The sequence below is a fragment of the Nostoc sp. JL23 genome (assembly GCF_017115065.1).
Taxonomy (GTDB): domain Bacteria; phylum Cyanobacteriota; class Cyanobacteriia; order Cyanobacteriales; family Nostocaceae; genus Nostoc; species Nostoc punctiforme_A.
Genome location: NZ_JABXKN010000086.1, coordinates 1 through 8,485, shown reverse-complemented (window position 1 = coordinate 8,485; position 8,485 = coordinate 1). Strand labels below are relative to the sequence as shown.

Here is an 8,485-nt window from a genome sequence, read left to right as displayed (position 1 = left end):
TTTTACTCCAGCTTTTTATTATCCCATGTTATTTATATTAAGGATGAGTCTATTGCTAATGATGATATTGGTAAACCTGCGCCTAAAAGTTCAAAAACCAAATATCAATTTTATGGTACATTCAGAAGAAATAATATGTAGTCATGAACAAAATAGCAAATTTTACTAATAATGTACGGGTAACTTACTCTACTTCTGCTGCTTTCACACCAACTGTTGTTGCTCTTGGAAAGTTTGACGGTCTACATTGTGGTCATCAACAAGTTATTCAACCTATTTTGAATCATATCAAAAAGCAGGAGTCAAGAAAGAAAAGCCGATCGCTTGCTAAAGAACATATTTACCCTACAGTTGTCACTTTTAATCCGCATCCACAAGAGTTTTTTACGGGAAAACCTTGGTCTTTACTGACTCCCTTACAAGAGAAAGTGCAACAGCTACAAAATTGTGGTATAGAACAGCTAGTATTATTACCTTTTGATAAAGAATTAACTGCTTTAAGTGCGCAAGATTTTGTAGAAAAGATTTTGGTGCAACAGCTAAAAGCTCAAATGATCAGTGTAGGAGAGGACTTTCGCTTTGGAAAGCACCGTAGCGGAACTACTAGTGATTTACAGGATATCGCAGCTAAATTTAATATTCCTGTTGTCATTGTTCCTAATTACTCTTTTCAGGACGAGCGTATTAGCAGTTCCTCTATTCGCCAAGCCTTAGCTAAAGGTGACATCCACCGTGCTAAGGTACTATTAAACTATCCTTATAATTTGACAGGAAAAGTTGTTAAAGCACAGCAGTTAGATAGAACTATCGGCTTTTCCCCTGCTAATATTCAACTAACAGCTAACAAGTTGCTACCTCGGAATGGTGTATATGCGGTGCGAGTATTCATTGTAAATGAGACTGTAACTGCTTCATCATTATCTAACCACCTTTTGCCTATAGGTATAGGAGTTATGAATGTTGCTCATCATTTTATAGTCAATGATACCTATCCATCTGTAGAAGTACACCTATTGGACTGGTTAGGCGATTTGTGTGACAAGACATTAACAGTACAATTAGAAGAATTTTTACGACCAGAGCAAAAGTTTTCCTCCTCAGAAACCCTCAAAGCACAGATTACAGCCGATTGTGCCAAAGCCAGATATCTATTGTTGCGATCAGCTAATTTGGATAAATTCGCAGGCTGATAAGCTGTAGTACTTAGTGGGCAAGGGTTTTATGCCACATTCAACTCGATAAACTTACTTAAGTTTATCCTTAACTTACTGTTCTTGAATGCAAAAAATTTTGCAAGTGGTTAGTATAAACTTAATTGCTCAAAAGCCAGGGGTTTTGGGATGAATCTATGTGATCTAAACATTAGAGAGTAAAGAATCAGATTGCTCAAAAACCATTATGGATATACACTCTTGCCTGCTCAAAACTATTATTTCTAGTACCAAACGAGTAAGGGTAAATTATTACAGCAAAAAATAGCAAACAGTAAATAGTGAGCAGGCTTGAAAGTCAGTAAAGCCAGATAACAACCTTTAATATATTTAATTTGCTGAACATGAGTACTAAATTTCAAACTCCCAACACAAAAACAGATATTTCGGTGAAAGGATCAATTGCGTCTTCTGTTTTATCGCAATCTTCACTATCGTTGCTGTATCCACCTTTTGCAGATATATCAAATATCTGCTCGGAGAATATTGCGCCTTCAGTTGGCAATGAAGTTACAGCGTCAGTGTCAGTAGCTTCTGCGGTAGTCAAGATGCTGGAAAAAATGGGAGTGCAATATGCGTTTGGTGTTTCGGGGGGAGCGATCGCACCTTTATGGCACAGCCTGGAAAATAGCTCAATCCAAGTGGTTCACTTTCGGCACGAAGCAGGAGCAGCATTTGCGGCTACAGAGGCACACTTTACTAGCGATCGCCCAGTTGTAGTATTTACTACAGCCGGGCCGGGGATCACAAACGCAATAACAGGACTATATGCAGCACGCTGGGACGGTGCAAAAGTTATCTTTTTATCGCCGTCTACTTCAGCATCACAGCGAGGAATGTGGGCTTTCCAAGAAACCAGTGCTTACACAATGCCCAGTGCGGATATATTTACCACAGGAAAACTATTTCATTATGCAACGACTCTAGAAAGCGGCGAGCAGTTGCCAGAAATTGCGCGTAGGCTAGGGCTGGGTTTAGCTAGACCGGGTAGTTTTGTCGCCCATTTGAGTATTCCTACAGCAGTCCAGACAAGTACAGCCAAAACATCTTGGTCAAAAGTCAATCTCATTGCACCAGGAGTCACAGTCAGTGAGGAAACAGTTTCAGAATGTGCAGAGTTAATTTCTAGAGGAAAATTCGCCATCTGGGTAGGCTTTGGGGCTAGAAATGCAGCTAAGGAGATTCGGCAGTTAGCAGAAACAACAGGTGCAGCAGTGATGTGTTCGCCACGGGGCAAAGGAATTTTTCCCGAAGACCATCCGCAATTTATAGGCAGTACAGGCTTCGCTGGACACAAGTCAGTCTTGAGATATATGCAACAATCTCGACCATTGCACACTCTAGTTTTAGGAACACGATTAGGAGAACTCACCTCTTTTTGGAATCCCGCAATGATTCCTTTGCAGAGTTTTTTGCATGTTGATATTGACCCAGAAGTACCAGGAACAGCCTATCCAATTGCCCAGACAGTAGCCATTCAGTCGGATGTGAAATTATTTGTGCGATCGCTACTTAAGCATTTACCGAAAAGTCCTATTGAAACACAGCAGTCATTACCCAAACCTGAGTGTGAAATATTCTCATCATTTAACACAGGTGCAGTGCGACCAGAGGTATTGATGAATGCAATTCAACAGATAATTGTAGATGGCAGTGATGCCTTGATCATTGCAGAAGCTGGCAACTCTTTTGCTTGGGGAAATTACATGCTGCGATTTGCCCAACCCGAACGTTACCGTGTTAGTACCGGATTTGGGGCTATGGGTCATGCTGTCACAGGTGTTGTAGGTGCTGCCCTAGTTCGGAATGGCAAAGCTGTAGCCATAGTGGGAGATGGTGCGATGTTGATGAACAGTGAGGTAAGTACGGCTGTCAAATATAAAATTCCTGCCGTTTGGATTGTACTCAACGACTCATGTTACAACATGTGCGCTCAAGGAACAACAATGCAGGGATTTAACAATCTTGATATAGAAATTCCCCAAGGGGATTTCGTTAAAATTGCCCAAGGAATGGGAGCGGATGGTATCCGTATCGAAACAGAATCTGACATTCAGTTAGCCCTAGAGAAAGCGATGCTCTCTTCAGTTCCATTTGTAGTTGATGTAGTAATTGACCCGACTCGGCTAGCACCGATTGGCAGCCGCATTGAGAATCTAATTTTGCAAAATACTAGTGTTTGAGAGAAAATCTATGATAGCGTGTCAATCTGTAGGAATTAGCTCACTTGCTTTAAGCTTTCCAAGCATTAAGCGTACAAAAGAATACTACAGAAAAAATTATCCTGATTTAGTTGCTGATGCAGAGCAAAAAAACTTAGCAAAGCTAATGTCACAAGATAATTTGCCTGCTTGCAACGAATTCGACTCCCAAATGCTGCCCTATTTATCAGATCCCTTTCGCGGGACTGTTGAGAAAAGGATACTTGGGCCAGGAGAGTCGTCACTGACCTTGGAGTATCGTGCCGCTAAAGATGCTCTAGAGGCAGCAAAGCTTTCCCTTGAAGATGTTGATCTCTTAATTGTCGGCTCATTCTTACCTGAACATATCGGCTTTGGTAATGCTGCCTTCCTCGCCCGCGAACTGAGATTAAATTGTGGTGCATGGAATCTTGATGCAAGCTGTGGTAGTACCCCTGTAGCGCTACAAACTGCCTGTGCCTTAGTGCAATCAGGAGGACACCGCAATGTATTGGTTGTCATCTCCTGTACTTACTCTCGCTTTTTCAACGAGGACGATACTCTCTCTTGGTTTTTTAGCGATGGTGCTGGCGCAATAGTTGTCAGTCCGCTCAAAGCAAACCAAGGCATTCTCAGCACCAAATCTATAAATACCAGCATGCTGTGTGACCAGTTCTTCTTTCAACTCACACCAGATGAGCAGGGCAAAGCACAGTTACGTATGCAGGTAGATAAGGGTACAAACAAAGTAATTAGCAGAATATCTGCGGGGCTTTTACGTCAGTGTTGCGAGGAAGCAGTTGCTGCTGCTGGTGTCAGCTTCGACCAAATTGATTTTTTCATTTTCAATACACCCACTGCCTGGTTTGCTGACTTTTGTACACAAGTACTAGGCATTGACTCAGAACGCACAATCAACACTTACCCTCTCTATGCAAACATTGGGCCAACACTAACTTTAGCTAATTTATATCACGCTGCCCAGTTGGGTAAGATTCGTGAAAATGATTTAGTTCTCATTTATGGCTTTGGTGCAGCCAGTAGTGCCACTGCAAGTGTAATGCGTTGGGGAAAAGTGGCTTTAGGTTCCGATCCACATCTCAATGCACCTGAACCGACAGTGAAAACTCCAACAATGAGCCTCGCTTCTTGTTAACCTAAGTTCAATATATTGGATTTAACATATTTCCAAAGCTTTCCCGGACTCGGCTACCGTGTACACACAAGTTAAAAAACTCGCTCCACATCGGTTTTAATTTTGGTAGCGAGCGTTATAGATATTGTAGCCTTCCCTAGCAGGCAAGGGGCTGGAGTTCTGTTCAATACTCAACTGCACCCAAGGCTTTCATAGTAGCAATAGTTACTGGACTTACACCTGTTACACCATTAATATTCATACCTTCGTAGGATTTAGAGCTTTTTAAAGTTTTCTGACACTCACCAGTTTTGAAATTCCAAAGCTTAATCGTCTCATCTTCACTGCTACTTGCTAGGGTTTGACCATCAGGACTAAAAGTAACTGACCAAACAAACTTAGAATGTCCAATCAAAGTTCTGATGCACTTACCTGTGCTGATATCCCACAGTTTCACCGTATGGTCGCCACTACCACTCGCTAGTATATGAGCATCTAGAAAAGCTAGTGAGTGTACAGAACTGGCATGTCCCTCTAAGGTTTTAAGATGCCGTCCTGTGCTGACATCCCACAACTTAATTGTTTGGTCACTACTACCACTTGCCAACGTGCAACCATTGGGACTGAAGATGAGTGACCAAATCCAATCAGTATGACCATCCAAAGTTTGAAGGCAAAGACCAGTACTGACATCCCATAACCTGATTTTTTGGTCATTACTACCACTTGCTAATAAATTACTATTGGGATTGAAGGCTACTGTCCATACCCAATGAGTATGTCTTTCTAAGGTTTTGACACACTGAGTTGTTTTGATATCCCACAACTTTACTGTCTGGTCTTGACTGCCGCTTGCCAATAGATGACCAGTGCGGCTAAAAGCAATTGATGTGATTCGATTTGTATGTCCTTGTAATGTTTTGAAGCATTGACCAGTGTTAATATCCCATAACTTCATTGTTTGATCTTCACTACCACTGGCAAGTATAGTATTTTGAGAAAAAGCAACTGATGTAACCCGATTACTATGACCCTGCAAAATTTTTAGGCATCTCCCAGTGCTAACATCCCATAGCTTCACTGTTTGGTCATTATTGCCACTAGCAATATAGTTATTATTAGGGCTAAAGGCGACTGACCACACTCCATTACAATAACCCTGGAAAGTTTTCAGACAAAGACCAGTAGTGACATCCCACAGCTTTACAGTTTGGTCTTCACTGCCACTTGCTAGCGTATAAGTATATGGTCTAAAAGCAACTGAAGATATCCTACTATTATGACCGTACAGAGTGGTAAGGCACTGACCAGTAGTAACATCCCACAGCTTAACTGTTTGGTCATCACTGCCACTTGCTAAGGTCTGACTATCATAACTAAAGGTAACTGAATTTACACAGTTTTGATGACCCTGTAAAGTTTGAATACATTGATATGTAACAGGATTTAATAGCTTTATTGTTTGGTCACAATAACCTATAGCCAAAGTTTGACCATCTGGACTAAAGGCGACTGACCTCACTTCACTATCTTGATACTCTAAAGTTTTTAAGCATTGATAGGTTTTGAGATCCCATAACCTTACCTTTTGGTCATCGCTACCACTAACAAGTATAGTACCTTGAGAATTGAAGGCAACTGATGTAACTCGATTACTATGTCCATGCAAAGTTTTGAGTAGTTGACCACTAGTAGCATCCCATAGCTTCACTGTTTGATCTTCACTACCACTGGCAAGCATAGTACCATGAGGATGGAAAACAACTGACCATATTCCACCACTATGATCCTGCAAATTTGCTAGGCATTGCCCACTATTAGCATCCCATAGTTTCACTGTTTGATCAGCGCTACCACTAGCAATAACATAACCATCAGGACTAAAAGTAATCGGCCAAACAAAACCTGTATGTCCCCTAATAGTTAGCAGTTGTCTGCCATCTGTAACTTGATACAGGCTAATATCACCGTTCGTATCCCCCATAGCCAAAACTTTCCCATTTGGGTTGAATGCCACAGAATGAATACCACCTATGGTTGCAGCAAAAACACACTTCGCTAAATTAGCATGAGTAAAATTTGTGTTGTGCAAATTCACGTATCTCATATCTGCTTGCCAAATAGTCAGATTAGAAAAATCGTAACCAGTTAAATCTGTTTCTAAACGACAAAGCAGATTCAGGATATTTCCAGCTGTATAACTTTGTTCTAGAGGAGATGTTGCTTGTAATCTTGCTAAAATTTGAATAAATTGATTTTCAAGGCTTTTTTTATTTCTATAGTGAGTAAGTAGCTTATTAATAAGTGGTTGAATAATGACTTGTATTTGGGTATTAATAATATAGTCTTTGGCTGTCGCTTTCATCAAAGCATGACTCCGAAAAAGCTGGAGGTCATGAGTGACAATCTCTTCATTAACCTGCTCTATCAACCGTTGAGTTATATATTCCATGACTACAGGTTGTAGCATGAAGAGTAATGCGTTTTGTTCAATCAGCGATCGCCGTCTTAAAGATTCCAGAGCTTCTAATAATTTTACTTTTGGTATTGATGAATATATATCTTCTCGCAATTCTGATAGTGAAACTGGCTCAAGATTAATCGCTAACCAGTACATTATTTCTTTTTCTAAATCTAACAAGCGCGAAAACTGCTGGTCTAACAAATCGCAAATATCACCGAAAACGACTGTTTCTTGTCCCAAAAATTCAGAAATGCTGCCATTAAACAAATCTTGAATGGTTGTCGCAACTATTTTTAAAGCTAAAACATTACCACCATAGCGCCCAACTAAAGTTCTGCTCAATTGTGACTCTGATACAGAGATACCCTTTATTTTTAATATTTCCTGCCCATCTTCTGGCTTGAGACCATTCAGCAGTAATGAGCGAACAGATAGGGATTTTCCTTGCTGTGAGGCTATCTCTTTAGGTTTTTCTCTACCTGTCAGTACTAAGCAGCTTTGGTGAGTAGCTTCTCCCACAAGTTTGAGTAACTCACCATACCCCTCATATCCTTCACGATAAATTCCGGCTCGACTTCCATCACGCATAATCGACTCTAGATTATCTAGGATTAGCAAACAGCGATGCTCCCGTAAATAGCTTATTAGCCGCAATATTCTGTCGCCTACGTTTTCTGGTAAGGTAGTTTCTGTTTCTTGATTATCGCTAAGGAATTGGATTAAGTTAGTCAGCAAAGCTTTAACAGATGGAGCTTCTCGCAGCGATCGCCAAATTATATATTCAAAATTGTCCTTAATCTGTTCTGCTAGTTTTATAGCCAGAGCTGTCTTACCAATTCCTCCCATTCCCAGCAGTGCTACTACTCGGCAGTTTTCTCTCAGAACCCATTGCTCTAAAGTAGCTAATTCTTCTTGTCGTCCATAAAAAACTGATACACAAATTGCTTTTCCCCAATCTTGGTGCTGAGATTGGTTTGAACTGACATAGTAAGTTTTATCTAGTTCTAAATCAAAAGCTTTGAAAAAAAGCTCAAGTGTTAGTTTGTCAACTCCTTCCTCACGGGAAAGCACTTTGGAAATTGTCGCTGTGTTGACTCCGACTCGATCACTCAAATCTTCAAGAGTATACTTGTTTCCATAATTGTCGTTTAATTCTAACGCTAGTTTGCTCGATTGAAGTTTTTGCAAACCTTCAGGAGTTAGGAGAACACCACGTTTGCGTCTTTGCTTTTTAGGCATTATTATAAGCACCTTTTATAGTAGGTTTAAATAGTTGGTTTTCAACAACTATGCGTAGCATTTACTGTGAACATAAGCTATTTTTAACCTTTGATTAACCTATTTTTCATATAGGTGCCTGTGAATGAGTATTAAAGCAATTATCATGCTAATGCATGTTTGATAGTATATTACAAAAAACTGCTTATACCAATTTAATATGAAGCTGCATATAATAGGGAGGAAAGCAAACTTGGTACTTGGTAAGTTGATATAC

Annotated in this window: 4 protein-coding genes; 3 read left to right on the top strand and 1 reads right to left on the bottom strand. The window is 40.3% G+C overall.

Features of this window, described 5'->3' with window-relative positions; translation table 11 throughout:
* Window positions 1-143: 143 nt before the first annotated feature.
* From HWQ42_RS17335 to HWQ42_RS17325, 3 genes are all read left to right on the top strand, one after another.
* On the top strand, window positions 144-1,190 hold the full coding sequence (locus HWQ42_RS17335) for a bifunctional riboflavin kinase/FAD synthetase (RefSeq protein ID WP_292814303.1): 1,047 nt from the start codon (window positions 144-146) through the stop codon (window positions 1,188-1,190).
* Between the two features lie 491 nt (window positions 1,191-1,681).
* Window positions 1,682-3,394, top strand: a complete 1,713-nt coding sequence (locus HWQ42_RS17330) for a thiamine pyrophosphate-dependent enzyme (protein ID WP_292814306.1) — start codon at window positions 1,682-1,684, stop codon at window positions 3,392-3,394.
* Window positions 3,395-3,404: 10 nt separating this feature from the next.
* On the top strand, window positions 3,405-4,547 hold the full coding sequence (locus HWQ42_RS17325; protein WP_292814300.1) for a 3-oxoacyl-ACP synthase III family protein: 1,143 nt from the start codon (window positions 3,405-3,407) through the stop codon (window positions 4,545-4,547).
* 163 nt (window positions 4,548-4,710) lie between these two features.
* On the opposite strand, the gene HWQ42_RS17320 is transcribed toward HWQ42_RS17325, so the two are convergent.
* Window positions 4,711-8,229 (bottom strand): NB-ARC domain-containing protein, encoded by a 3,519-nt coding sequence (locus HWQ42_RS17320; protein ID WP_292814298.1) that lies wholly within the window; start codon window positions 8,227-8,229, stop codon window positions 4,711-4,713.
* Between the last annotated feature and the right edge of the window lie 256 nt (window positions 8,230-8,485).

Coding starts and splice junctions, on each gene's coding strand:
- HWQ42_RS17320 (WP_292814298.1), bottom strand. CDS start 8,229: ATGCCTAAAAAGCAAAGACGCAAACGTGGTGTTCTCCTAACTCCTGAA.
- HWQ42_RS17325 (WP_292814300.1), top strand. CDS start 3,405: ATGATAGCGTGTCAATCTGTAGGAATTAGCTCACTTGCTTTAAGCTTT.
- HWQ42_RS17335 (WP_292814303.1), top strand. CDS start 144: ATGAACAAAATAGCAAATTTTACTAATAATGTACGGGTAACTTACTCT.